Consider the following 21867-nt stretch of genomic DNA (forward strand, 5'->3'; position numbering starts at 1 on the left):
GTCTTCAAGAGGCTTTCGGCCTCCCTTCGCATTCCCCGGCGGCTTACCGCCTAAACGCAAACTTCTAGGGTTTTTCATGACGCGCTACATCTTCGTCACGGGTGGTGTTGTTTCTTCATTGGGGAAAGGCATCGCCTCGGCTTCCTTGGCGGCTATCCTGGAGGCGCGGGGGCTGAAGGTCACCATGCTGAAACTCGACCCCTACATCAACGTCGATCCGGGGACCATGAGTCCGTTCCAGCATGGTGAAGTGTTCGTCACCCATGACGGCGCGGAAACCGACCTCGACCTGGGCCACTATGAGCGCTTCATCCGCACGCGGATGACCCAGGACAACAACTTCACCACCGGCCGGGTCTACGAGAACGTGCTGCGCAAGGAGCGCCGCGGCGACTACCTGGGCGCCACCGTGCAGGTGATTCCGCATATCACCGACGAGATCAAGCGCCGCATCATCAAGGGCGCCGGCAATGCCGACGTCGCCCTGGTGGAAGTCGGCGGTACCGTCGGCGACATCGAGTCGCAGCCGTTCCTCGAGGCGATCCGCCAGCTGCGCATCGAAGTCGGCGCCAAGCGCGCGATGCTGATGCACCTGACCCTGGTGCCGTACATCGCCACCGCCGGCGAGACCAAGACCAAGCCGACCCAGCACTCGGTCAAGGAGCTGCGCTCCATCGGCCTGCAGCCGGACGTGCTGATCTGCCGTTCGGAAGTCGCCATCGACGTGTCTTCGCGGCGCAAGATCGCCCTGTTCACCAACGTCGAAGAGCGTGCGGTGATCAGCCTGCCGGACGCCGACACGATCTACAAGATTCCGGGCATCCTCAACGCCCAGGGCCTGGACGACATCGTCGTCGAGCGCTTCGCGCTGGAGTGCGAGCCGGCCGACCTGTCCGAGTGGGACCGCGTGGTCGACGCCAAGCTGCATCCCGAGCATGAAGTCACCATCGCCATGGTCGGCAAGTACATGGAACTGCTGGATGCCTACAAGTCGCTGATCGAAGCGATGAGCCATGCCGGCATCCAGAGCCGCACCAAGGTCAACCTGCGCTACATCGACTCGGAAGACATCGAGAACCAGGGCACCGGCCTGCTCGAGGACGTCGATGCCATTCTGGTGCCGGGCGGCTTCGGCCTGCGTGGCGTGGAAGGCAAGATCACCGCCGTGCAGTACGCCCGCGAGAACAAGATCCCCTACCTCGGCATCTGCCTCGGCATGCAGGTGGCGGTGATCGAGTACGCGCGCAACGTGCTGGGCTGGACGGACGCCAACTCCACCGAGTTCGACCACGCCAGCACCCATCCGGTGGTCGGCCTGATCACCGAATGGCAGGACGCCACCGGTGCCGTCGAGCAGCGCAGCGAAGGCTCCGACCTGGGCGGCACCATGCGTCTCGGTGCCCAGGAGTGCCAGCTGGAGCGTGACTCCACGGTGCATGCCTGCTACGGCAAGGACGTGATCGTCGAGCGTCATCGCCACCGCTACGAGGTCAACAACAACCTGCTGCCGCAACTGCAGGAAGCCGGTCTGCGCGTCAGCGGCCGCTCCGGCGACGGCGCGCTGGTCGAGGTGGTCGAGGCGCCGCAGCATCCGTGGTTCGTCGCCTGCCAGTTCCACCCGGAGTTCACCTCCACCCCGCGTGACGGCCACCCGCTGTTCAGCGGCTTCGTCAACGCCGCGCTCAAGCAGCACGAAGCGAAGAAGGCCTGACCATGGCGCAGAAGATCATCCGCGTCGGTAACATCCAGATCGGCAACGAGCTGCCGTTCGTGCTGTTCGGTGGCATGAACGTGCTGGAGTCGCGCGATCTGGCGCTGAAGGTGTGTGAGGAGTACGTGCGGGTCACCGAGAAGCTCGGCATCCCCTACGTGTTCAAGGCCAGCTTCGACAAGGCCAACCGCTCCTCGATCACTTCCTACCGTGGTCCTGGCCTGGAAGAGGGCATGCGGATCTTCGAGGAAGTGAAGAAGACCTTCGGCGTGCCGGTGATCACCGACGTGCACGAGCCCTACCAGGCGCAGCCGGTGGCGGAGGTCTGCGACATCATCCAGTTGCCGGCCTTCCTGTCGCGGCAGACCGACCTGGTGGTGGCCATGGCCAAGACCGGCGCGGTGATCAACATCAAGAAGGCCCAGTTCCTCGCCCCGCAGGAGATGAAACACATCCTGCGCAAGTGCGAGGAGGCGGGCAACGACCAACTGATCCTCTGCGAGCGCGGCTCCTCGTTCGGCTACAACAACCTGGTCGTCGACATGCTCGGCTTCGGCATCATGAAGCAGTTCGAGTACCCGGTGTTCTTCGACGTGACCCATGCCCTGCAGATGCCGGGCGGGCGTGCCGACTCCGCCGGCGGTCGCCGTGCCCAGGTCACCGAGCTGGCGCGCGCCGGCATGAGCCAGGGTCTGGCCGGTCTGTTCCTCGAGGCCCATCCGGATCCGGACAATGCCAAGTGCGACGGTCCCTGCGCGCTGCGCCTGGACCGGCTCGAGCCGTTCCTCGCCCAGCTCAAGGCGCTGGACGACCTGGTCAAGCGTTTCCCGCCGCTCGAGACTGCCTGAGGGCAGCGGCTTGCGGTAAAGTGGCGGGCGCCCACCGTGGGCGCCCGATCCGTTTCCTCCCGGTTGCCGCCGTTGCGGCACCTGCCCGCAAGGGTGGCAACCGTGTTCGTCAAACCCTCTGGAGTACTACCAGCAATGGCAAAAATCGTCGACATCAAAGGCCGTGAGGTCCTGGATTCCCGCGGTAACCCGACCGTAGAAGCCGACGTGATCCTCGACAACGGCATCATCGGCAGCGCCTGCGCGCCGTCCGGTGCTTCCACCGGTTCGCGCGAGGCGCTGGAACTGCGTGATGGCGACAAGAGCCGTTATCTGGGCAAGGGCGTGCTGCAGGCCGTGGCCAACGTCAACGGCCCGATCCGCGAGCTGCTGCTGGGCAAGGACCCGGTCGAGCAGAAAGCGCTGGATCAGGCGATGATCGAGCTGGACGGTACCGAGAACAAGGCCATTCTGGGCGCCAACGCGATCCTCGCCGTGTCCCTGGCCGCCGCCAAGGCTGCAGCCCAGGCCAAGGGCGTGCCGCTGTACGCGCACATCGCCGACCTGAACGGCACCCCCGGCCAGTACTCCATGCCGGTACCGATGATGAACATCATCAACGGCGGCGAGCATGCCGACAACAACGTCGACATTCAGGAATTCATGGTCCAGCCGGTCGGCGCCAAGACCTTCGCCGATGCCCTGCGCATGGGTGCCGAGATCTTCCATCACCTGAAGGCCGTGCTGAAGGCCCGTGGCCTGAGCACCTCCGTCGGCGACGAGGGCGGCTTCGCGCCGAACCTGGCCTCCAACGAAGACGCCCTGGCCGCCATCGCCGAAGCCGTGGCCAACGCCGGCTACAAGCTGGGCGAGGACGTCACCCTGGCCTTGGACTGCGCTTCCAGCGAGTTCTTCAAGGCTGGCCAGTACGACCTGGCCGGCGAAGGCAAGGTGTTCAGCGCCGAAGGTTTCGCCGACTACCTGGCCGGGCTGACCCAGCGCTACCCGATCATCTCCATCGAAGATGGCATGGACGAGTCCGACTGGGCCGGCTGGAAGGTGCTGACCGACAAGATCGGCGAGAAGGTGCAGCTGGTCGGCGACGACCTGTTCGTGACTAACACCAAGATCCTCAAGGAAGGCATCGACAAGAGCATTGCCAACTCGATCCTGATCAAGTTCAACCAGATCGGTTCGCTGACCGAGACCCTGGAAGCCATCCAGATGGCCAAGGCCGCCGGCTACACCGCGGTGATCTCGCACCGTTCGGGCGAGACCGAGGACAGCACCATCGCCGACCTGGCCGTGGGTACCGCTGCCGGCCAGATCAAGACCGGTTCGCTGTGCCGCTCTGACCGCGTGTCCAAGTACAACCAGCTGCTGCGCATCGAAGAGCAGCTGGGCGCCAAGGCGCCGTACAAGGGCCGTGCCGAGTTCCGCGGCTAAGCTGTTTGCTGACGGTCGGGTCGCCCTCGGGTGCCCGGCCGCCAACAGCTGTTGTTCATAGGGGGCCTGACTCGAATGCAAAAAGCCCACTGGCTGCTTGTCGTGCTCCTGCTGGTGCTGGGCGGTCTGCAGTATCGCCTGTGGTATGGGGATGGCAGCATCACCCAGAACCGTCTGTTGCTGGCGCAGATTGCCGAGCAGAAGAGCGAGAATAAGCAGCTGCTCGAACGCAATCGCATTCTTGAGGCCGAGGTCGTGGAGCTCAAGCGCGGCATGGAGACCGTCGAGGAGCGTGCGCGGCACGAGCTCGGCATGGTCAAGGACGGCGAAACCCTGTATCTGCTGAGCCAATGAGCCTGACCCCCCTTCCCGAATTCTGGGCAGTCATCCCGGCTGCCGGCGTGGGTGCGCGCATGCGTGCCGATCGCCCGAAGCAGTACCTGCGCCTCGGTGAGCGCACGGTGCTGGAACACACCCTCGACTGCTTTCTCGGCCATCCAACCCTCAAGGGGTTGGTGCTCTGCCTGGCGGAAGACGACCCCTATTGGCCCGCGCTGGCCTGCTCCGGCGATCCGCGCATCGCGCGTGCCGCCGGTGGCTGCGAGCGCGCCGACTCGGTGCTCGCAGGCCTGCTGCACCTGCTCACCCTGGGCGCCCGCGAGGACGACTGGGTGCTGGTGCACGACGCCGCCCGGCCCAACCTATCGCGCGACGACCTCAACCTGCTGCTCGGCGAGCTGGCCGAGGACCCGGTGGGCGGTCTGCTGGCCGTGCCCGCGCGCGATACCCTCAAGCGGGCCGGCAAGGATGGTCGCGTGCGTGAAACCATCGATCGCAGCGTGATCTGGCAGGCCTATACCCCGCAGATGTTTCGTCTTGGCCAGTTGCACCGCAGTCTGGCCGATGCCCTGGTGTCGCGCGCCAATATCACCGACGAAGCCTCCGCCCTCGAGTGGGCCGGTCACGCCCCGCGGCTGATCGAAGGGCGCGCCGACAACCTGAAGATCACCCGCCCGGAGGATCTGGAGTGGTTGCGGCAGAGTTGGGCTGCGCGCGCAGGCAAATAGATTTCCCCGGCTCGTTGTGCGGGTATTTCCCCCCGATTTCCCTTCGGCGCCTATGCTTGAACTATCGCGATGGCTTGGTTTGTGACGGCCGGGCTGGTTGGAAGCGAAGGGCGCTGGTAGCTTTGCCGGCTTTGATTTGAAAGGTGCCGCCTGCAAGCGGCATTTCGTTTCGCTTAACTGGAATTGATCATGTCTCTCTTCAAACCTGCAGCTTTGTTCCTGTGTGTTGCCCTGGCTGGTTGTGCCGGCAAGTCCGATCCGGCCGCCACTTCGCTGAAGGAGGGTGGCGCGCAGCAGGGCAAGGCGGAGCAGGCAGCTCAGATCGACAAGTTGAAGACTGCACCGGCAGAAAAGGAGAGCAGCTGGTGGTCGTTCGGCGGCAAGGACAAGGAGAAGGACAAGGCCGCCCAGACCAAGACGGCCAACAAGGCCGAGAGCGCCAAGGTCAGTCAGGCCTGGCTGGATGATTACGAGAAGCGCCTGCGCAGTGCGATGGCGGGCAGCAAGTTCGAGGTCGAGCGGCGTGGCGATGTGCTGGTCGTGGTGGCACCGGTCGACCCCTCGTTCAATCCGGACCGCCCGCACATGCTGCTGCCGGTCACCCTCGGGCCGCTGAGCCGGCTGGCCAAGCTGGTCGCGGCAGAGCCGCAGATGGCGGTGCTGGTGGTCGGTCATGCCGACAGCCGTGGTGACGCCGTGCTCAACCGCAAGCTGAGTCTGGAGCGGGCGCAGGCGATGGCGTCGATTTTCCGCATGAGCGGACTGAAAGGGGATCGCATGCTGCTGCGTGGCGTCGGCTCGGACAAGCCGCGGGCCACCAACGACAGCGTCGCTGGCCGCGCCAGCAATCGACGCGTCGAGGTGCTGGTGACCGTGCGCGACGGCCTGTCGGCGCTGGTGGCGCAGAACGAGCGTTGAGTGGCGTCGTCGGCCTTGTCGCTGGCGTGCGGCAGGGCCGGGCAACGGTTAAGCTAGAAGCATTCATCGCTCAAGGAGTTCTGCAATGACCCAGTCGCTTGCCGACATGCGCCGCGATTATGCCCGGGACGGTTTGTCCGAGGAGCTGGCGCCGCTGGAGCCGTTCGCGTTGTTCCACCGCTGGTTCGCCGAGGCGGTGCAGACCGAGCAGCTGCCGGTGGAGGCCAATGCGATGACCCTGGCCACGGTCGATGCCGAGGGCCAGCCGCATTGTCGCGTGCTGTTGCTCAAGGCATTGGATGCCCGCGGCTTCACCTTCTTCACCAACTACGACAGCGCCAAGGGCGAGCAGCTGCTCAGCAATCCGCGTGCCGCGATGACCTTCTTCTGGCCGACCCTGGAGCGCCAGGTGCGTATCGAGGGAGTGGTGGAGAAAGTGACGGCGGAAGAGTCCGATGCCTACTTCAAGGTGCGTCCGCTGGGCAGCCGCCTGGGTGCCTGGGCTTCGCCGCAGAGCCGGGTGATCGATGGGCGTGGCGAGCTTGAGCGGCTGATGACCGAAACCGAGCAGCGCTTCATGGAGACCGCGCCGCACTGTCCCGAGCACTGGGGCGGCTATCGTCTGCTGCCGCAGCGCATCGAATTCTGGCAGGGGCGACCGAGCCGGCTGCACGACCGCCTCAACTATCGCCTGGAGGAGGGCGGCTGGCTGCGCGAGCGTCTGGCGCCCTGACGAGCGCGGGCGCCGAGCTGGCCGTGTCAGGCGGTCGGGCGATATGCCGCGGCAGCCTGCTCCAGCCATGCCGCCAGTGCCTTGCGCTTGATGCCCTGGCTCTTGGCATCCTGCAGGCGGGCGAGCATGTAGTCGCGCTTGGCCGGGTCGTTGCCGGCCAGCGACAAGGCCAGATCGCGGTCGGTCCAGCGCTGGATTCGCTTGTACAGCCACCAGTGGAAGTACAAACCGGTTACAGTGGTAATGAAGATGATGAAGTAGTCCATATCGGGCTCCTTGGAAGGCGTGCTCACCCTAGCCGATCGCATCGCGGCGGAAAAGCGCCGGGGAGGCCGGTGGGACGACAAGTATATTGGAGAGCAGTCATGCGCAAATCAGCAGTGTTCCTGGGTCTGGCCATTGCAGCCCTCGCGGCAGGGGGCTGCGCTTCCAAGCTCACTGGCGATACCTATAGCCGCGACGAGGCGCGCGCCGTGCAAACCGTGCGCATGGGGACCATCGCCGCGCTGCGGCCGGTGCGCATCGAGGGAACCAAGACGCCGATCGGTGCCGGCGCTGGTGCCGTGGTCGGCGGCATCGGTGGCAGCACGGTTGGCAGCGGCCGTGGCAGTGCCGTGGCCGCGGTGATCGGTGCCGTGGCCGGTGGCCTGCTGGGCGCGGCGACCGAAGAGGGCTTCACCCGCACCCAGGGCGTGGAAATCACCATCCGTGAAGACGACGGCGCCATGCGCGCCTACGTGCAGGAAGTCTCCGAAGGCGAAATCTTCCGCGTCGGCGATCGGGTCCGCGTCCTGACCGTCAATGGCACCAGCCGCGTGGCTCACTGAAGCCCACTGCTGCTGAGTCCAGCCTGCCCATGCCCGGCTTTTCGGCCAGTGCCGAGAGTCGGGCAATCGTGCTCTTAAAACCTTTGCAAACATTTTTACGGGGGCGCTAGTCGCGCTGGGCATTATGCTGTGCGGCTTCTGTGCAGGGATACGGGTGCCCCTTGGCCTAAATCCGGCATTTTGTACGTGAGCACGACCGCTGTCGTCGCCCTCTGCAAGGCGGGCGGTAACGGGAGGGCTGTCGGTATGGGAATGGAATAGTGAGGAAGAGATGATGCTGGCGCTACTGATTGCGCTGCCACTGCTGGGTGCCGTGGTGCCCTTGCTGACCGAGCGCTACGGTCGCTCGCTGTGCGCAGCTGCTACAGCCCTGGCACCGCTGCTGGGCCTTGTACTGCTGCTTGGGCAACGTTCGGCAGTATTCGCCGGCGAGGTACTTTACCTGCAACAGCCCTGGCTGCCGGATCTGGGGCTCAACCTCAGCCTGCGTCTGGACGGCCTGAGCTTCCTGTTTGCCCTGTTGATCCTCGGCATCGGTCTGCTGGTGATCCTCTATGCCCGCTACTACCTGGGCAAGAACGAACGCAGCGGGCGTTTCTATGCCTTCCTGCTGCTGTTCATGGGCTCCATGCTCGGTGTGGTGCTGTCGGAAAACCTGCTGCTGATGATGGTGTTCTGGGAGATGACCAGCCTGTCGTCGTTCCTGCTCATCGGCTTCTGGGGGCACCGCTCCGACGCGCGCCGGGGCGCGCGCATGGCCCTGACGGTTACCGGCGCCGGCGGTCTGGCGCTGCTGGCCGGCATCCTGCTACTGGGCAGCATCGTCGGCAGCTTCGAGCTGAGCGAGGTGCTTGCATCCGGTCATTTCATCCGCAACCACACGCTGTACCCGCTGACGCTCTGCCTGATCCTGCTCGGCGTGTTCACCAAGTCGGCGCAGTTTCCCTTCCATTTCTGGCTGCCGCATGCGATGGCGGCGCCGACCCCGGTGTCGGCCTACCTGCACTCGGCGACCATGGTCAAGGCCGGGGTGTTCCTGCTGGCGCGCCTGTACCCGGTACTGGCGGGTTCCGAGTGGTGGTTCTACCTGGTCACCCTCACCGGGCTGGCGACCCTGCTGGTCGGTGCGGTGATGGCGCTGTTCCAGCACGACCTCAAGGGCCTGCTGGCATTCTCGACCATCAGCCATCTCGGCCTGATCACTCTGCTGTTCGGCCTCGACACACCGCTGGCGGCGGTGGCGGCGATCTTCCACATCATCAACCATGCCACCTTCAAGGCATCGCTGTTCATGGCTGCGGGGATCATCGACCACGAGACCGGCAGCCGCGACATGCGGCGCATCAACGGCATGTTCAAGTACATGCCGCATACCGCGGCGCTGGCGATGGTGGCGTCGCTGGCGATGGCCGGAGTGCCGCTGCTCAACGGCTTCCTCAGCAAGGAGATGTTCTTCGGCGAGACGCTGGCCTTCGAGCACCACCTGTTCGGCAGTTTCTACTGGGTGATTCCGGTCGGGGCGACCCTGGCGGGGATCTTCTCGGTCGCCTATTCGCTGCGTTTCATCCATGACGTGTTCTTCAACGGCGAGCCGATCAACCTGCCCAAGTTCCCGCCGCACGAGCCGCCGCGCTACATGAAGGTGCCGGTGGAGGTGCTGGTGTTCCTCTGCCTGCTGGTCGGCATGCTGCCCGGCTACACCGTCGCCCCGCTGCTGGCGACCGCGGCCTCGGCGACTGTCGGTGGCGTGCTGCCGTCCTACAGCCTGGCGATCTGGCACGGTTTCAACCTGCCGCTGCTGATGAGCGTGATTGCCCTGATCGGCGGCATCATCGTCTACGCCAGCCGCCGGCCGTTGTTCCGCTGGTATGCCGGGCTGCCGGATGTCGACGCCAAGGCCGTGTTCGAGCTGGGCGTCCGCCAGCTGGTGGCGGTGGCCGAGCGCCTCACCGGGATACTCGAGAGTGGCTCGCTGCAGCGCTACCTGGTGCTGATGCTGCTGGCTGCGCTGCTGGCGGTGGTCGTCGGTCTGTGGGGGCTGCCGGAGTTGGCCGGATCGCTGGCGCTGACCCGGCCGGATCCGGTGACCGCCCTGGGCCTGGTCCTGCTGTGCCTGAGTGCGCTGCTGACGGTGATCTTCCACCGCCGGCGTATGGTCGCGCTGATGATGCTCAGTGTGGTCGGCCTGCTGGTGTCGCTGGCCTTTGCGCGCTTCTCGGCGCCCGACCTGGCGTTGACCCAGCTGTCGGTGGAAGTGGTCACCATCATCCTGCTGATGCTGGCGCTCTACTACCTGCCGCCGGCGACCCCCGGCGAGTCGAGCAGCCTGCGCGGCTTCCGCGACTTCATCCTCGCCGCCGCCAGTGGGGGAGTGGTCGGCCTGCTGACCTTCGCCGTGCTGACCCGCCCCTACGAGAGCATCGCCGGCTTCTTCCTCGACAACAGCGTGCCGGGCGGCGGTGGCGCCAACGTGGTCAACGTCATCCTGGTGGACTTCCGCGGCTTCGATACCCTCGGCGAAATCAGCGTGCTGGCAATCGCCGGCATCGGTATCCATGCCCTGCTGCAGGGGCTGCGCCTGCCGCCGCCGGCGGTCGATGCCGAGGGCCGCGACTGGGGCCGCGAGCGGCATCAGCCGATCCTCGCCACCCTTTCAAGGGTGCTGTTGCCGCTGGCCCTGCTGGTCTCGGTGTTCATCTTCCTGCGCGGTCACAACCTGCCGGGCGGCGGCTTCATCGCCGGCCTGGTGACCTCGGTGGCGCTGATCGTGCAATACATCGCCAGTGGCGTGCGCTGGACGCAGTCGCGGCTGCCGCTGGACTACCACCGCCTGGCCGGTCTCGGCGTGTTCGTCGCCGGTCTCACCGGCCTGGGCAGCTGGCTGTTCGGCTATCCGTTCCTGACCACCTCGTTCGGTCATTTCCACCTGCCGCTGGTCGGCGAGTTCGAGCTGGCCACGGCGATGCTGTTCGATCTGGGAGTGTACCTGACCGTGGTCGGCGCGACCCTGCTGATTCTCGCCAACCTGGGCCAGTTGGCCCAGCCTGACCCCGGCAAGGAGGTGGTCTGATGGAGGCGCTGTTCGCCCTCACCCTGGGTATCCTGACCGCCAGCGGCGTGTACCTGCTGCTGCGTGCGCGGACCTTTCCGGTGGTCATGGGCCTGACCCTGATCTCTTACGCAGTCAATCTGTTCCTGCTGGCCATGGGCCGGCTGAGTACCGGTATTCCGGCAATCATCGGTCAGAGTCAGAGCTATACCGATCCGCTGCCGCAGGCGCTGGTGCTGACCGCCATCGTCATCGGCTTCGCCATGACCGCCTTCGTCGTGGTCCTGGCGCTGCGCAGTGTCGGTGAGACCAAGACCGACCACGTCGACGGCCAGGAGCGCAGGCCATGAATCACGCGCTGATCCTGCCGATCCTGCTGCCGATGTTCAGCGGCTGCCTGCTGCTGCTCGGCGGCCGCCTGCTCGCCATCAACGGGCAGCGGACCCTGTCGCTGCTCGCCACCCTCGCACTGCTGCCGCTGGCCGGCGTGCTGGTGGCGCAGGCGGCGACCGGGCCTCTGCAGGTCTATGCCCTGGGCAACTGGGTGGCACCCTTCGGCATCGTCCTCGTGCTCGACCGCCTGAGCGCGCTGCTGCTGCTGGTGACTGCGCTGCTGGCGCTGTTCGCGCTGCTCTACGCCGTGCGTGGCGACGATCAGCGCGGCGCCAGCTTCCACGCGCTGTTCCAGTTCCAGCTGATGGGCATCAACGGTGCCTTCCTCACCGGCGACCTGTTCAACCTGTTCGTGTTCTTCGAGATCCTGCTGATTGCCTCCTACGCGCTGCTGGCGCATGGCGGCGGGGCCGAGCGGGTGAGGGCGGGTCTGCACTATGTGGTGCTCAACCTGGTCGGCTCCTCGCTGTTCCTGATCGCCCTCGGCCTGCTGTATGGCATCGCCGGCACCCTGAACATGGCCGACCTGGCGCGCGCCGTGGCCGAGGCCGGTCCTCAGCAGGCGCCCCTGCTCGGCGCCGCCGGTCTGCTGCTGCTGGTGGTGTTCGGCCTCAAGGCGGCGATGCTGCCGCTGTACTTCTGGTTGCCGCGCGCCTACGCCAGCGCCTGTGCGCCGGTGGCGGCGCTGTTCGCGATCATGACCAAGGTGGGCGTCTACGCCATCCTGCGGGTGTTCATCCTCATCTACGGCGAGCGCGCCGGGCTGCTCACCCAGCTGGCCCAGGAATGGCTGTGGCCGCTGGCTCTGCTGACCCTGGTGCTCGGCGTGCTGGGGGCGCTGGCCGCCTGCAGTCTGTCGCGCCTGCTGGCCTACCTGGTGGTGGTCTCGGTCGGCACCCTGCTGGCCGGCGTGGCGCTGGATACGCCGCAGGCGCTCAGCGCCACCCTGTACTACCTGCTGCACAGCACTTGGATTGCCGGCGGCATGTTCCTGCTCAGCGACATGATCGCCCGCCAGCGCGGCGGCAAGGGGGTGCGCCTGGAAGCGGGGCCGGCGCTGCTGCAACCGCAGCTGCTCGGCGGGCTGTTCTTCCTCGGCGCCATCGGCATCGTCGGTCTGCCGCCGTTCTCCGGCTTCCTCGGCAAGCTCATGCTGCTGCGCGCGGTACCACCGGGCATGGACGGCGCCTGGCTGTGGGCGCTGGTGCTGCTGGGCAGCCTGGGCAGCCTGGTGGCGCTGAGTCGCGCCGGCAGCGTGCTGTTCTGGCGCGCCGGACGGATCACCCTCGGCAGTGCCGAGCGTGACGGCGGCCGCCTGTTCGCCGCGGTCGGCCTGCTGGCGCTGAGTCCGCTGCTGGTGCTGTTCGCCCAGCCGGTGACCGGCTATCTGGACGCCACGGTGCTCCAGCTCAAGGACGTCGAGGACTACCAGACCCTGATCCTGCACGGAGGTGGCCAATGATGGCGCGCTGCTGGCCCCATCCCCTGCTCAGCCTGTTCCTGCTGGCCACCTGGCTGCTGCTGGTCAACGACCTCGGCATCGGCCACTGGCTGCTGGGCGGCTTTCTCGGCTGGGCCATTCCGCAACTGACCCAGGCGTTCTGGGTGCGCACGCCGCGGGTCAGTCGGCCGCTGAAGCTGGTCGGCTTCCTGCTGATGGTGGTGGGCGACATCGCCGTCGCCAACCTGCAGGTGGCGCGACTGATCCTCAGCCCGACCCGCCGCCTGCACCCGGCCTTCGTCGAGGTGCCGATGGAGCTGGATGACGAACTGGCGCTGACCATCCTCGCCAGCGTCATTACCCTGACGCCCGGTACGGTCTCGGCCGACTTGTCTGACGATCGGCGCACCCTGCTGGTGCATGGCCTCGACGTGGGCGACGAGGCCGAGCTGGCCGCGTCGATCAAGAGCCGCTACGAGGCGCCGCTGAAGGAGATCTTCGCATGCTCGACTACGTGATCCCGCTGTGCCTGGTGCTCATGAGCCTGTCCGTGCTGCTGACCGTGGTGCGGCTGATCAAGGGGCCGGACCTGCCGGACCGGGTGCTGGCGCTGGATACCCTGTACATCAACGCCCTGGCGCTGATCGTGCTGTTCGGCATCTGGCTCGGCTCCGGGCTGTTCTTCGAGGCCGCGCTGCTGATCGCGGTCATGGGTTTCGTCAGTACCGTCGCGGTGGCCAAGTACCTGCTGCGCGGCGACATCATCGAGTGAGGTAGACCATGCCGCTCAATCCCTGGATCGAGGCGCTGGTGGCGCTGTTCCTTGTCGCCGGCAGCCTGTTCGCCCTGATCGGCGCCATCGGCCTGTACCGCCTGCCGGACTTCTTCACCCGCCTGCACGCGCCGACCAAGGCGACCACCCTGGGCGTCGGCGGCATGGTGATCGCCTCGATGATCTACTTCAGCGCGCGCAACGGCAGCCTGAGCCTGCACGAGCTGCTGATCACCCTGTTCCTGTTTATCACCGCCCCGGTCAGCGCCCACGTGCTGGCCAAGGCGGCGATGCAGCAGAAGCTGCGCCTGCACGACAGCACGCGCGGCAAGCCCTGGCAGCAGTGAGCCGCGTATTGCGCTGCTGAGCTGAGCCAGCGGCCGGCAATTGTCCGCAGCGTGCCGTGGGATCAGTTGCGCGCGCCGCCCAGTGCGGCGCAGCCGCTCAGCGGTGCCTCGCGGTTGACGCGCAGGCGGGCCTGCAGGTGGCTGACGGTGCCGCTCATGCTGTCCTCGCAGCGCTCCGGGGTCAGCCACAGCTCGATGCGCTGGCCGTCGGCCTCACTGGAAAAGCTCAGCCTGCCGTCCGGCAGGCTTTCCTCGAGATAGGGCAGGGCGAGCGGTGGTGCGTTCGGCCGCTCGAGTACCATGCCGCCGCCGCTCACCCGCACCGACCAGCCCGGTTCGTTGCCGCTGGCATGCACGATCAACCGCTTGAAGCTGGCGTCGTCGCAGCCACGCCCCTCGGCCTGCAGACGATACAGCCGCTCGACGGCGTAGAGGCCATCACCACTCTGCGGGGCGGCATCGAGCTGCCCACCGAGATCGGCGAACAGCGGTGTCGAGCCTGTCTGCAGCCGCACAGCGGCCTCGTCCAGTCCGAGCTGGCCGGCGTCGAGCAGCAGCAGCCGATGCTGCTGGTTGCAGGTGACCAGCATCAGCATCTCGCCGGCGCGACTCAGCTCGCCCTGCAGGCGCACCGGAGTCGGCGCTGAGGGTTCCGCCGTCCACGGCAGCCACTGGCAGCCGCCCAGTAGGGGGAGCAGGCCGAGGGCCAGCACGGGTGCAATACGCATGACAACTCTCCATAGCAGAATGGCTGCCACGGTAATCGTCGGCATTTGCGGCGACAAGCCGCGGTGGGTGGAAACACGCGTTTTCACAACGGCCTTGCGCTGTCAATAGCAATGGGCTGGTCAAACCCCGCGGAGCATGCTAAAACCATTTAAGAAGTGATCTAGCCGCTTGAAACACAAGGGAAAACCATGACCAAGTCGGAGTTGATCGAACGCATCGTTACCCATCAGGGGCAACTGTCGTCGCGCGATGTCGAGCTGGCCATCAGGACCATGCTCGAGCAGATGGCGCATGCCCTCGCCGCGGGCGACCGCATCGAGATTCGCGGTTTCGGCAGCTTCTCCCTGCACTACCGCGCGCCACGTGTCGGACGCAACCCGAAAACCGGTGAGTCGGTGCGTCTGGATGGCAAATTCGTCCCCCACTTCAAGCCTGGCAAGGAACTGCGCGACCGCGTCAACGAGCTGCAATGACCTGGGTTCCGTCGGCTGTACCTGTTTGAGGAATCGACATGCTCTGGATCAAACGCATTCTGGTTGTCGCCGCCGCTCTGCTGGTGGCGGCGGTTACCCTGGTATTCATCCTCGAGAACCAGAGCCAGGCGCGATTGCAGTTCATGACCTTGCAAAGCCCGGAGCTGCCGGTGGCCTTCTTCGTCGCCATGGGCTTCATCGCTGGCGGCCTGGCCGGCGTGCTGCTCAGCCTCTACCTGCGCGCCCGACTCAAGTTCGCCCTGGCGCGCAATCGCAGTGAACTCGGCCGTTGCCGCAAGGAACTCGACAGCCTGCGCGAGCAGCTTTCCGCCAAGAGCCAGTAGGCTGGCCAAAGGGCTGCGGCCCGCGCGCAGCGTGCCGATGACGTGGATGGCGCCGGAATGGCGCCTCCTGTCCTCTTTCTGATTCTCCCTCCCCGTTTTTTCAGGCTGCCCCGTCCAGTTGAATCGTGGTTTCCGGCAAGGTAGCGCCGCCATCCACGACGATCGTCTGGCCGGTGATGTAGCTGGCAACATCCGAGGCCAGGAACAGCATTGCTCCGGCGATATCGGCCGGTTCGCCGAGTCGCCCCAGCGGCACGCGGCCGGCTATCCGGCTACTGAGCTCGGCATCGCCGAGGTTGTCCATGGCGGGCGTGCGGATCATCCCCGGTTCGACCCCGTTCACCCGGATGCCTCTGGGTGCCAGCTCCAGGGCGGCACTGCGGATGAAACCGTTGACCCCGGCCTTCGAGGCTGCGTAGTGGGTCAGGCCCGGGTAGGCCACGCGGGGGCCGGTGACCGACGAGGTGACCAGTACGCAGCCGCCGCCCTGACGCTCGAACAGCGGCAGGGCGGCCTGGGTCAGCCAGAACAGTGCGCCGAGGTTGACCGCCAGGGTGCGCTCGAGGATCGCCGGGGTGATGCAGGCGAAATCGGTGAGCGGAAAATAGCCGGCGTTGTGCACGATCACGTCCAGCCGACCGAACTGCCGGTCGATCCCGGCGACCAGTGCCTCGACCGCCGCCGGCTCCGCCAGGTCGACGCCCAGCGCGTGGGCGCGCTGGCCGCGCTGCTGGAGTGTGCTCGCCAGCGCCTCGGCTTCCGCCTGGCGCAGGTCGGCGATCAGCACTTGCGCGGCGCTGGCGGCGAACTGCTCGACGATCCCCCGGCCGATGCCCTGGGCGCCGCCGGTGACCAGCACGGTCTGCCCGCTGAAGTCGAAGCGGGTCATCGGCCATCCTCCATGCGGGCGTAACTCAGGGTCGGCACGTCGACGATGCTCGAGCCGCCGTCGGCGACGATGGTCGCGCCGGTGATGATCGACGCCTCGGCGCTGATCAGAAAGCGGCACACGCTGGCGATCTCCTCGGCGGTGGCCGGGCGGCGCAGCGGCACCTCGGCGGTGACCCGGGCATAGGCGGCGTCCAGGCTTTCGCCGTGGTGCTGCATCAGCGACTGCATCTCCTCGTCGGCCATCGGCGTGCGCACCCAGCCGGGACACACGCAGTTGACCCGCACGCCCCTGGGGCCGTAGTCGCGCGCCAGCGAGCGGTTGAGGCCGAGCAGGGCATGCTTGGCGGTGGTGTAGCCGCAGACTTCCGGACCCGCCGCCAGGGAGGCGATGGAGCCGAGCAGCACGATGCTGCCGCGGCGCTCGCTCAGCAGCGGCAGACAGGCGCGTGCGCTGTGGAAGGCGCTGTCGAGGTTGCTGCGCAGGGCCGCTTGCCAGGCGTCGTCGCTGGTCTGCGTGGCGTTGCCCAGGCCATGGCCGCCGGCGCAGGCGAGCAGGGCGTCGATGCCGCCGAATCTCTCGCGGATGCGCTCGATGAAGCCGGCCCAGGCGCTGCTGCTGGCAGCGTCGCCGACCAGCACCTGGCCGCCGGTCTCGGCCGCAACCCGCTCCAGCGGCTCGCGGCGTCGGCCGATCAGCACCAGGTTGCATCCCTCGGCGGCGAAGCGCCTGGCGCAGGCCTCACCGATGCCGGTTCCGGCACCGGTGATGACGATGGTGCGCAGCTCAGTCATTCGGGTACTCCGTGATGTTGAGGATGCTGCAGTGGGAGGCCACCGGGAAGTTGGCCAGCTCGTCGAAGCTGCCCCCGGCGTAGCCGAAGATCTTGCCGTCGCTGCGGTGGGCCTGCAGATCGATCATGACCAGACCGAGGGTGGGCACGATCTTTTCGCGCCAGACGAACAGGTACAGTTGGTCGGCGATCTTGTAGTAGTGGCAGCGGTCGGTGTCGCATAGGCCCTGCTCGACGCCCTTGAGGCACTGCCAGCTGTAGAAGTTGTCGTTGAGGTAGATGTGCTCGTAGACCTCGCTGGGGCTGTAGCGGTACAGGTTGCGCATGCCCACCAGCTCGCGGCTCAATGCGTGTGGGCAGGCGCCGTCCTGCCAGGGCTTGTCCAGGCTGCCGTGATAGAACTCGACCTCAACGGAGGTCAGGTTCTTGCCGGCCAGGGCGCGGGCGTAGAGGCCTTCCCGAGTGTCGGCTTCCTCAGGCATGCGGCCGATCACCGCGGTGAACGACTGGGTCAGGATGTCCATGACCAGGCTGATCGACCAGTCCTGTCCCTTCTCGCTCTTGATGAAGTCGACCAGATAGATGCCCGGGCGTACCGAGGTGGCACGGTAAGGCGCGCTGCCGGTGGAGTGGCCGTCCGCGGCGCTCCAGCTCAGGCGGTCAGCCTCGAAGCGGTGGTCGATCACCCAGCCGTTGGCGAAATGCAGGGTGAAGTGCTCGCCGGCCAGGTCGGCCAGCTGCGGCAGGATGAACGCCTCGGGGGCGAAGCCCTCGGCCAGGGCGCCTACGGTGATCCAGTCGGATTGGGTGTTCATGGGGAAATCCTCGGCTGTTGTTGAAAGGCCGAGTCATGTTGGCGGGCAGGGCGCGGCGCGCCTATCAACCGGAAGGTTGAGATGGACGCGTGGCTGCGCGGTCGAGCGGCGGGTGGCTGCGATTCAGAGAAACAGCGTGCCGACCAGCTCGGTGCGGCTGCTGACCCCGAGCTTGCGGAACAGGTTGATCAGGTGGGTCTTCACCGTGGGCAGGCCGACGCCGAGCTCCCTGGCCAGCAGCTTGTTGCTGATGCCCTCGCGCAGCAGCAGGGCGATCTCCCGTTCCCGCGGGGTCAGCGACGCCAGTGCCGGGTGGGCGGCGGGAAGTGGGAGGGCGCGGGCGGCCATTTCCAGCAGGCCCTGCAGGGCCTGCAGGTTGCTCAGCTCGTGCGGGCTGAAGTGGCCCTGTTCGGCGCTGCGCAACATGGACAGTCCGGCCAGCGGGCGACCGTTGGCGCTGGCGATGATTTCCACCACGTCGATCATCCCGTGCTGCTGCAGGAAGCCCTGGTACTGCCGGGTTTCCCGGAGACTTTGCCGGGCCATGCCCAGTTGCAGGGGCACCACCGGCAGGCCGGTGGCCACGCAGCGACGCGGTTGCAGCGGATCGAGATGGCGATAGTGGGCGAGGTAGCTGTCGTGCATGTCCGCGCGCATGCGATGCAGCTGGAAGTCGCAGGCCTCCAGCTGTGCGTCGATGCGATAGAAGGCACTCACGGCGGCGGGGACCAGCTGGGTGAATGCCTGCAGGCAGCGTTGGCCCAGTTCGTCGGAGTTGTTGGCGTGCATGGCGGTAGTCCTCATGCCGTGGGGCGCCACCACGATACCGTTCCCGGCGCGGGTAATACCAGTCGGCGGAACCGACCGGGGATGGACGGCTAGATGGCGCCTTGTGCCTTCAGGCCCGCGATGCACTCGGCGTCGTAGCCGAGCTGCTGCAGGATGCTGGCGGTATGCTCGCCCAGTTGTGGGCCGATCCATTCGGTGCTGCCGGGGGTCTCGGAGAGCTTCGGCACGATGCCGGGCATCCTGAACTCCTTGCCGTCTGGCAGGCGCGCGCTCTGCAGCATGTCGCGGGCGAGGAATTGCGGATCGGAGAACATGTCCTCGGCGCTGTAGATGCGGCTGGCCGGCACCTCGGCCCGCTGCAGTACCGCCAGCACCTCATCCAGCGGCAGCGACTGCACCCAGCGGTCGATTACCCCGTACAGCTCGTCGCGCCGCGCATCGCGCCCGGCGTTGTCGGCCAGGCTCGGGTCCTCGGCCAGGTCGCTGCGCTCGATGGCCAGCATGAAGCGCCGGAAGATCGCATCGCCATTGGCGCCGATCTGCACGTGCCTGCCGTCGGCTGTGGTGTGGATGGAGGAGGGGGTGATGCCGGGCATGATGTTGCCGGTGCGCTCGCGGATGAAGCCGTAGACGTCGAACTCCGGAACCAGGCTCTCCATCATGGCGAACACTGCCTCGTACAGCGCCACGTCCACCACCTGGCCCTGGCCGCCGTTGACCTCGCGGTGGCGCAGCGCCATCAGCGCGCCGATCACCCCCCACAGCGCGGCGATCGAGTCGCCGATGGAGATGCCGGTGCGTACTGGCGGGCGGTCCTCGAAGCCGGTGATGTAGCGCAGCCCGCCCATCGACTCGCCCACCGCGCCGAAGCCCGGTTGGTCCTTCATCGGTCCGGTCTGGCCGAAGCCGGACAAGCGCACCATGACCAGCTTCGGGTTGAGCGCGTGCAGCACGTCCCAGCCGAGGCCGAGTTTCTCCAGCACGCCTGGGCGGAAGTTCTCGATGACGATGTCCGCCTCGGCCACCAGCTGCTTGAGGATGGCCTGCGCCTCCGGGTGCTTGAGGTTGAGGGTCAGCGACTGCTTGTTGCGCGCCTGCACGAACCACCACAGCGAGGTGCCCTCGTACAGCTTGCGCCACTTGCGCAGCGGATCGCCGCCGTCGGGCGACTCGATCTTGATCACCTCGGCGCCGAACTCGGCGCAGATGCGCGAGGCGAACGGCCCGGCGATCAGGGTGCCGAGTTCGATGACCTTGAGGCCGGCGAGGGGTTTGGCGGGCAGGGACATGGTGACTCCGTGGCGGAAGGGATGGCCAAGCCTAGGCGATTGCGCGTGCTGCGGCGAGGGGCTGAAGCCTTGTGCCGATTCTGTGCGCGGCTTGGCGAAAATCCCACATGTAAGACATGGCTATCACACATGTGATGTTCTAGCCTCAAGGCATGGACAGCAAATCGTCGGCGTACTACCAGCGTCTGTACCGCCAGCGCCTGCGCGAGCAGGGCCTGGTGAAGAAGGAAGTGTGGATACGCCCCGAGCATGCCGCAGTGCTCGCGGCCATGGAACGCAAACTGCGCCAGCCCGGCGAGGGCCTGGCCTCAAGGGAGGAGGGAGGTATGAGCATGTCCAGGTTATGGACCACCGGCGAGCTGTGCGCTGCGCTGGCACAGGCCGATCTGTTCAGGGACGGACGAGCGAGCATGGAGTTGCTGCAGGGCGCCGAGCCCAGTCTGCATGTGACCCTGCACGAGTATGGCGACCTGCCACTGTTTCTCGCCGTGTTCGGCGAGCAGATCGTGGTCGAGGCGCTGCTCTGGCCGCAGGCGGACGTGCGCGATCCGGCGGCCTTCAATGATGAGGTGCTGCGCACCCACAAGCTGTTCCCGCTTTCCAGCATCGGTCTGGAAACCCTGCCTGACGGCCGCAGCTGCTACCTGATGTTCGGTGCCCTGAGCGCTGCCTCGGAGCTGGCCAGCGTGGTGTGCGAGATCGAGATGCTCGCCGACAACGTGATCAAGGCCACCGAAGCCTACGAAGGTTTCCTGATCCCCAGCGTCGAGGAGAGTCGCGCATGAACGTCTGGATCAAATTGCTGACCGCCCTGCGCGGCGGTGCCAACGAAGTGGGCGAGGCCCTGGCGGACAGCCAGGCGCTGCGCATCCTCGACCAGGAAATCCGCGACGCCGATCAGGAGCTGCGCCAGTCGCGCGAAGCGCTGGCGGAGATCATGGCCAAGCAGAAGCTGGCCGCCGAGCGGGTGAGCAAGGGCGAGGCCAAGGTCGCCGAGTACGAGCAGTACGCGCTCAAGGCGCTGGCCGCCGACAACGAGGCGCTGGCCACCGAGGTGGCGGAGAAAATCGCCGCCCTGGAGGCCGAGCTGGCCGTCGACCGCGAGCAGGCCGCGGGCTTCGCCGCCAGCGTGGCGCGTCTGCGCCAGGCGGTGAGCCAGGCTGAGGGCCACATCAGACGCCTCAAGCAGCAGGTCGACACGGTCAAGGCCACCGAGACTGTGCAGCGCGCCCAGCTTGCCGTGGCCCAGAGGCACGGTGGCTCGCAGGCCAAGCTGCACACTGCGGTGGAGTCGCTGGAGCGCATCAAGCAGCGCCAGGCCGAGCGCGGCGCCCGCCTGGAGGCCGAGGCCGAACTGGCCGCCGAGCAGCCGCAGGACAGCCTCGAAGGCAAGCTGCGCGCTGCCGGCATCGTGCCGGACAGCGCCAGTGCCGCCAGCGTGCTGGCACGGCTGAAGGGCAAGGCAGCGCAAGACGCCTCCTGACGCTCACGCAAGGCCTCGCCGCGCGCCGATCCACCCTGCGCGCGGCCTTTCCGGTTTCAGGGATGGAACACGATGGAACTCTTCCTGCAAAGCGCCCTGGCGTTTCCCACCGCGCTGTTCAGCTTCCTGTTGAGCGTGGCGATTCTCTACTGGCTGGTCGCCGCGCTGGGCATCCTCGAGGTTGACGTGCTCGACGGCGACTTCGCCCCCGACGGCGAGGGCCCGGAGTTGGAGGGCCTGGCCGGCCTGCTGCTCAAGCTCGGCCTGGGCGGGGTGCCGGTCACCCTGGTGCTGACCCTGCTGGTGTTCTTCGCCTGGTTCGCCAGCTACTTCATCGAGCTGTTGCTGCTGCGCCACCTGCCGCTGGGCTGGCTGCGCTATCCGCTGGGTGTGGCGGTGGCGGCCCTGGCGCTGCTGCCAGCGGTGCCGCTGACCGCTGCGCTGTGCCGGCCGCTGCGCCGGCTGTTCCGCAAGGTCGAGGCGCCCAGCGCGCGGTCGCTGCTCGGTCAGGTGGCGCGGGTGCGCAGCGGCACAGTGACCGCGCAGTTCGGCGAGGCCGATCTGGACGACCAGGGCGCCGGGCTGATCCTGCGCGTCCGCGCCGACGCGGCGCAGGGTTTCAAGCGTGGCGACCGCGTGGTGCTGCTGCAGTATCTGGAAGGCGAGCATGCCTACCGGGTGGTCAGCGAAGACGAATTCAAGGGCCTCTGAGCCGCCTATCAAGGAGATGAT

At 66.7% G+C, this 21867-nt stretch carries 26 protein-coding genes; 19 read left to right on the forward strand and 7 right to left on the reverse strand.

The features are described from left to right. The first annotated feature begins 76 nt into the window (after positions 1–76). From BMZ19_RS04345 to pdxH, 7 genes are all read left to right on the forward strand, one after another. The gene (locus BMZ19_RS04345) at positions 77–1711 is read left to right on the forward strand and encodes a CTP synthase (RefSeq protein ID WP_090307419.1); all 1635 of its coding nucleotides are present in this window, start codon (positions 77–79) and stop codon (positions 1709–1711) included. A 2-nt stretch (positions 1712–1713) separates the two neighbouring features. After that, positions 1714–2559 carry a 3-deoxy-8-phosphooctulonate synthase gene (kdsA, locus tag BMZ19_RS04350; RefSeq protein WP_090307422.1) on the forward strand — a complete coding sequence of 282 codons (846 nt, stop codon included), beginning with the start codon at positions 1714–1716 and terminating at the stop codon, positions 2557–2559. 135 nt (positions 2560–2694) lie between these two features. Further along, positions 2695–3984, forward strand: a complete 1290-nt coding sequence (eno, locus tag BMZ19_RS04355) for a phosphopyruvate hydratase (protein ID WP_090307425.1) — start codon at positions 2695–2697, stop codon at positions 3982–3984. Between the two features lie 75 nt (positions 3985–4059). After that, a complete protein-coding gene (locus BMZ19_RS04360; protein WP_090307428.1) occupies positions 4060–4338 on the forward strand; it encodes a septum formation initiator family protein in 279 nt (92 codons plus the stop codon). Further along, the gene (ispD, locus tag BMZ19_RS04365) at positions 4335–5051 is read left to right on the forward strand and encodes a 2-C-methyl-D-erythritol 4-phosphate cytidylyltransferase (protein WP_090307430.1); all 717 of its coding nucleotides are present in this window, start codon (positions 4335–4337) and stop codon (positions 5049–5051) included. Before BMZ19_RS04360 ends, ispD begins: the two co-directional genes overlap by 4 nt. A 189-nt stretch (positions 5052–5240) precedes the next feature. Beyond that, complete coding sequence (locus tag BMZ19_RS04370; RefSeq protein ID WP_090307433.1) at positions 5241–5969, forward strand: OmpA family protein; 729 nt, start codon at positions 5241–5243, stop codon at positions 5967–5969. 85 nt (positions 5970–6054) lie between these two features. Further along, positions 6055–6702 carry a pyridoxamine 5'-phosphate oxidase gene (pdxH, locus tag BMZ19_RS04375; protein WP_090307436.1) on the forward strand — a complete coding sequence of 216 codons (648 nt, stop codon included), beginning with the start codon at positions 6055–6057 and terminating at the stop codon, positions 6700–6702. Positions 6703–6728: 26 nt separating this feature from the next. Here pdxH and BMZ19_RS04380 read toward each other — a convergent pair whose 3' ends face one another. Further along, entirely contained in the window at positions 6729–6968 is a 240-nt protein-coding gene (locus tag BMZ19_RS04380; protein WP_090307439.1) for a hypothetical protein, read from the reverse strand. Between the two features lie 99 nt (positions 6969–7067). Between BMZ19_RS04380 and BMZ19_RS04385 the strand changes: the two genes are divergently transcribed. The 7 genes from BMZ19_RS04385 (at position 7068) to BMZ19_RS04415 (ending at position 13531) form a co-directional block, all read left to right on the forward strand. Next, positions 7068–7529: an outer membrane lipoprotein gene (locus tag BMZ19_RS04385; RefSeq protein WP_090307443.1), complete on the forward strand. Its 462-nt coding sequence runs from the start codon at positions 7068–7070 to the stop codon at positions 7527–7529. Positions 7530–7800: 271 nt separating this feature from the next. Continuing rightward, a complete protein-coding gene (locus tag BMZ19_RS04390) occupies positions 7801–10599 on the forward strand; it encodes a monovalent cation/H+ antiporter subunit A (RefSeq protein ID WP_090307448.1) in 2799 nt (932 codons plus the stop codon). Continuing rightward, on the forward strand, positions 10599–10928 hold the full coding sequence (locus BMZ19_RS04395) for a Na+/H+ antiporter subunit C (RefSeq protein ID WP_090307451.1): 330 nt from the start codon (positions 10599–10601) through the stop codon (positions 10926–10928). Before BMZ19_RS04390 ends, BMZ19_RS04395 begins: the two co-directional genes overlap by 1 nt. Beyond that, on the forward strand, positions 10925–12433 hold the full coding sequence (locus BMZ19_RS04400) for a monovalent cation/H+ antiporter subunit D (protein ID WP_090307454.1): 1509 nt from the start codon (positions 10925–10927) through the stop codon (positions 12431–12433). Before BMZ19_RS04395 ends, BMZ19_RS04400 begins: the two co-directional genes overlap by 4 nt. Beyond that, the gene (locus tag BMZ19_RS04405) at positions 12430–12930 is read left to right on the forward strand and encodes a Na+/H+ antiporter subunit E (RefSeq protein WP_090307458.1); all 501 of its coding nucleotides are present in this window, start codon (positions 12430–12432) and stop codon (positions 12928–12930) included. Before BMZ19_RS04400 ends, BMZ19_RS04405 begins: the two co-directional genes overlap by 4 nt. Then, positions 12915–13184, forward strand: coding sequence for a K+/H+ antiporter subunit F (locus tag BMZ19_RS04410; RefSeq protein WP_090307460.1), 270 nt, complete (start codon positions 12915–12917; stop codon positions 13182–13184). Before BMZ19_RS04405 ends, BMZ19_RS04410 begins: the two co-directional genes overlap by 16 nt. Before the next feature lie 8 nt (positions 13185–13192). Beyond that, positions 13193–13531, forward strand: a complete 339-nt coding sequence (locus BMZ19_RS04415; protein WP_090307463.1) for a Na+/H+ antiporter subunit G — start codon at positions 13193–13195, stop codon at positions 13529–13531. 62 nt (positions 13532–13593) lie between these two features. On the opposite strand, the gene BMZ19_RS04420 is transcribed toward BMZ19_RS04415, so the two are convergent. Continuing rightward, positions 13594–14259 carry a COG3650 family protein gene (locus BMZ19_RS04420; RefSeq protein WP_090307466.1) on the reverse strand — a complete coding sequence of 222 codons (666 nt, stop codon included), beginning with the start codon at positions 14257–14259 and terminating at the stop codon, positions 13594–13596. Positions 14260–14448: 189 nt separating this feature from the next. Between BMZ19_RS04420 and ihfB the strand changes: the two genes are divergently transcribed. Both ihfB and BMZ19_RS04430 read left to right on the forward strand, forming a co-directional pair. Continuing rightward, on the forward strand, positions 14449–14733 hold the full coding sequence (gene ihfB / locus BMZ19_RS04425; RefSeq protein WP_090307468.1) for an integration host factor subunit beta: 285 nt from the start codon (positions 14449–14451) through the stop codon (positions 14731–14733). A gap of 38 nt (positions 14734–14771) precedes the next feature. Continuing rightward, entirely contained in the window at positions 14772–15077 is a 306-nt protein-coding gene (locus BMZ19_RS04430) for a lipopolysaccharide assembly protein LapA domain-containing protein (RefSeq protein ID WP_090307471.1), read from the forward strand. Between the two features lie 100 nt (positions 15078–15177). Here the strand turns inward: BMZ19_RS04430 and BMZ19_RS04435 are convergent, their stop codons facing one another. From BMZ19_RS04435 to BMZ19_RS04455, 5 genes are all read right to left on the reverse strand, one after another. Next, on the reverse strand, positions 15178–15966 hold the full coding sequence (locus tag BMZ19_RS04435) for an SDR family oxidoreductase (RefSeq protein ID WP_090307475.1): 789 nt from the start codon (positions 15964–15966) through the stop codon (positions 15178–15180). Next, positions 15963–16760 (reverse strand): SDR family NAD(P)-dependent oxidoreductase, encoded by a 798-nt coding sequence (locus BMZ19_RS04440; protein WP_090307478.1) that lies wholly within the window; start codon positions 16758–16760, stop codon positions 15963–15965. Before BMZ19_RS04440 ends, BMZ19_RS04435 begins: the two co-directional genes overlap by 4 nt. Continuing rightward, complete coding sequence (locus BMZ19_RS04445; protein ID WP_090307481.1) at positions 16753–17574, reverse strand: molybdenum cofactor biosynthesis F family protein; 822 nt, start codon at positions 17572–17574, stop codon at positions 16753–16755. The genes BMZ19_RS04440 and BMZ19_RS04445 overlap by 8 nt, the downstream gene beginning before the upstream one ends. A 123-nt stretch (positions 17575–17697) precedes the next feature. Further along, complete coding sequence (locus tag BMZ19_RS04450; protein ID WP_090307483.1) at positions 17698–18363, reverse strand: helix-turn-helix transcriptional regulator; 666 nt, start codon at positions 18361–18363, stop codon at positions 17698–17700. Between the two features lie 89 nt (positions 18364–18452). Then, entirely contained in the window at positions 18453–19652 is a 1200-nt protein-coding gene (locus BMZ19_RS04455) for a CaiB/BaiF CoA transferase family protein (RefSeq protein ID WP_090307486.1), read from the reverse strand. Between the two features lie 152 nt (positions 19653–19804). Here BMZ19_RS04455 and bacA point away from each other — a divergent pair, with 152 nt between their 5' ends. From bacA to BMZ19_RS04470, 3 genes are all read left to right on the forward strand, one after another. Further along, positions 19805–20437: a biofilm formation regulator BacA gene (gene bacA / locus BMZ19_RS04460; RefSeq protein WP_090307489.1), complete on the forward strand. Its 633-nt coding sequence runs from the start codon at positions 19805–19807 to the stop codon at positions 20435–20437. Then, on the forward strand, positions 20434–21135 hold the full coding sequence (locus tag BMZ19_RS04465; RefSeq protein ID WP_090307492.1) for a PspA/IM30 family protein: 702 nt from the start codon (positions 20434–20436) through the stop codon (positions 21133–21135). The genes bacA and BMZ19_RS04465 overlap by 4 nt, the downstream gene beginning before the upstream one ends. Positions 21136–21207: 72 nt before the next feature. Beyond that, positions 21208–21846, forward strand: a complete 639-nt coding sequence (locus tag BMZ19_RS04470; RefSeq protein WP_090307495.1) for an OB-fold-containig protein — start codon at positions 21208–21210, stop codon at positions 21844–21846. The last annotated feature ends 21 nt before the right edge of the window (positions 21847–21867 follow it).

The organism is Pseudomonas linyingensis (genome assembly GCF_900109175.1).
Taxonomy (GTDB): domain Bacteria; phylum Pseudomonadota; class Gammaproteobacteria; order Pseudomonadales; family Pseudomonadaceae; genus Geopseudomonas; species Geopseudomonas linyingensis.

Excerpts from the sequence above, each read along its gene's own strand:
- BMZ19_RS04345 (WP_090307419.1), top strand. The coding sequence starts at position 77 with ATGACGCGCTACATCTTCGTCACGGGTGGTGTTGTTTCTTCATTGGGG.
- kdsA (WP_090307422.1), top strand. The coding sequence starts at position 1,714 with ATGGCGCAGAAGATCATCCGCGTCGGTAACATCCAGATCGGCAACGAG.
- eno (WP_090307425.1), top strand. The coding sequence starts at position 2,695 with ATGGCAAAAATCGTCGACATCAAAGGCCGTGAGGTCCTGGATTCCCGC.
- BMZ19_RS04360 (WP_090307428.1), top strand. The coding sequence starts at position 4,060 with ATGCAAAAAGCCCACTGGCTGCTTGTCGTGCTCCTGCTGGTGCTGGGC.
- ispD (WP_090307430.1), top strand. The coding sequence starts at position 4,335 with ATGAGCCTGACCCCCCTTCCCGAATTCTGGGCAGTCATCCCGGCTGCC.
- BMZ19_RS04370 (WP_090307433.1), top strand. The coding sequence starts at position 5,241 with ATGTCTCTCTTCAAACCTGCAGCTTTGTTCCTGTGTGTTGCCCTGGCT.
- pdxH (WP_090307436.1), top strand. The coding sequence starts at position 6,055 with ATGACCCAGTCGCTTGCCGACATGCGCCGCGATTATGCCCGGGACGGT.
- BMZ19_RS04380 (WP_090307439.1), bottom strand. The coding sequence starts at position 6,968 with ATGGACTACTTCATCATCTTCATTACCACTGTAACCGGTTTGTACTTC.
- BMZ19_RS04385 (WP_090307443.1), top strand. The coding sequence starts at position 7,068 with ATGCGCAAATCAGCAGTGTTCCTGGGTCTGGCCATTGCAGCCCTCGCG.
- BMZ19_RS04390 (WP_090307448.1), top strand. The coding sequence starts at position 7,801 with ATGATGCTGGCGCTACTGATTGCGCTGCCACTGCTGGGTGCCGTGGTG.
- BMZ19_RS04395 (WP_090307451.1), top strand. The coding sequence starts at position 10,599 with ATGGAGGCGCTGTTCGCCCTCACCCTGGGTATCCTGACCGCCAGCGGC.
- BMZ19_RS04400 (WP_090307454.1), top strand. The coding sequence starts at position 10,925 with ATGAATCACGCGCTGATCCTGCCGATCCTGCTGCCGATGTTCAGCGGC.
- BMZ19_RS04405 (WP_090307458.1), top strand. The coding sequence starts at position 12,430 with ATGATGGCGCGCTGCTGGCCCCATCCCCTGCTCAGCCTGTTCCTGCTG.
- BMZ19_RS04410 (WP_090307460.1), top strand. The coding sequence starts at position 12,915 with ATGCTCGACTACGTGATCCCGCTGTGCCTGGTGCTCATGAGCCTGTCC.
- BMZ19_RS04415 (WP_090307463.1), top strand. The coding sequence starts at position 13,193 with ATGCCGCTCAATCCCTGGATCGAGGCGCTGGTGGCGCTGTTCCTTGTC.
- BMZ19_RS04420 (WP_090307466.1), bottom strand. The coding sequence starts at position 14,259 with ATGCGTATTGCACCCGTGCTGGCCCTCGGCCTGCTCCCCCTACTGGGC.
- ihfB (WP_090307468.1), top strand. The coding sequence starts at position 14,449 with ATGACCAAGTCGGAGTTGATCGAACGCATCGTTACCCATCAGGGGCAA.
- BMZ19_RS04430 (WP_090307471.1), top strand. The coding sequence starts at position 14,772 with ATGCTCTGGATCAAACGCATTCTGGTTGTCGCCGCCGCTCTGCTGGTG.
- BMZ19_RS04435 (WP_090307475.1), bottom strand. The coding sequence starts at position 15,966 with ATGACCCGCTTCGACTTCAGCGGGCAGACCGTGCTGGTCACCGGCGGC.
- BMZ19_RS04440 (WP_090307478.1), bottom strand. The coding sequence starts at position 16,760 with ATGACTGAGCTGCGCACCATCGTCATCACCGGTGCCGGAACCGGCATC.
- BMZ19_RS04445 (WP_090307481.1), bottom strand. The coding sequence starts at position 17,574 with ATGAACACCCAATCCGACTGGATCACCGTAGGCGCCCTGGCCGAGGGC.
- BMZ19_RS04450 (WP_090307483.1), bottom strand. The coding sequence starts at position 18,363 with ATGCACGCCAACAACTCCGACGAACTGGGCCAACGCTGCCTGCAGGCA.
- BMZ19_RS04455 (WP_090307486.1), bottom strand. The coding sequence starts at position 19,652 with ATGTCCCTGCCCGCCAAACCCCTCGCCGGCCTCAAGGTCATCGAACTC.
- bacA (WP_090307489.1), top strand. The coding sequence starts at position 19,805 with ATGGACAGCAAATCGTCGGCGTACTACCAGCGTCTGTACCGCCAGCGC.
- BMZ19_RS04465 (WP_090307492.1), top strand. The coding sequence starts at position 20,434 with ATGAACGTCTGGATCAAATTGCTGACCGCCCTGCGCGGCGGTGCCAAC.
- BMZ19_RS04470 (WP_090307495.1), top strand. The coding sequence starts at position 21,208 with ATGGAACTCTTCCTGCAAAGCGCCCTGGCGTTTCCCACCGCGCTGTTC.